The organism is Vibrio sp. HI00D65, assembly GCF_001635455.1.
Classification (GTDB): Bacteria; Pseudomonadota; Gammaproteobacteria; order Enterobacterales; family Vibrionaceae; genus Vibrio.
Map to the genome: position 1 here is coordinate 1 of NZ_LWEH01000228.1, position 278 is coordinate 278.

Annotated in this window: 1 protein-coding gene; it reads left to right on the forward strand. The window is 39.9% G+C overall.

The features are described from left to right. A partial coding sequence (locus A3712_RS16470) for a GyrI-like domain-containing protein (protein WP_197465847.1) occupies positions 1 to 191 on the forward strand: 191 nt, incomplete at its 5' end. Positions 192 to 278: the final 87 nt, after the last annotated feature.

Here is a 278-nt window from a genome sequence, read left to right on the forward strand (position 1 = left end):
ATGCTGTTGTCAAACATTGTGGCCCGATTGAGAATCTTCGACATACTTTGAGTTGGTTTGTACTCAATTGGTTACCGTGTTCTGGTTATCGAGGTGTTGATGGCTACGAGCTTGAAGTATACCCACTCGGCTATCAAACTCATGCAGCGGATGCAGTGATGGAGTACTGGGTTCCTATTATTAAATCGTAGTCATATCGTCGCCTAGCATACTCTTTACAAATCCTCTCATTCATAAGGTCAATTGTGTTTTTAATCATCAATTGACCTTATTTTTTT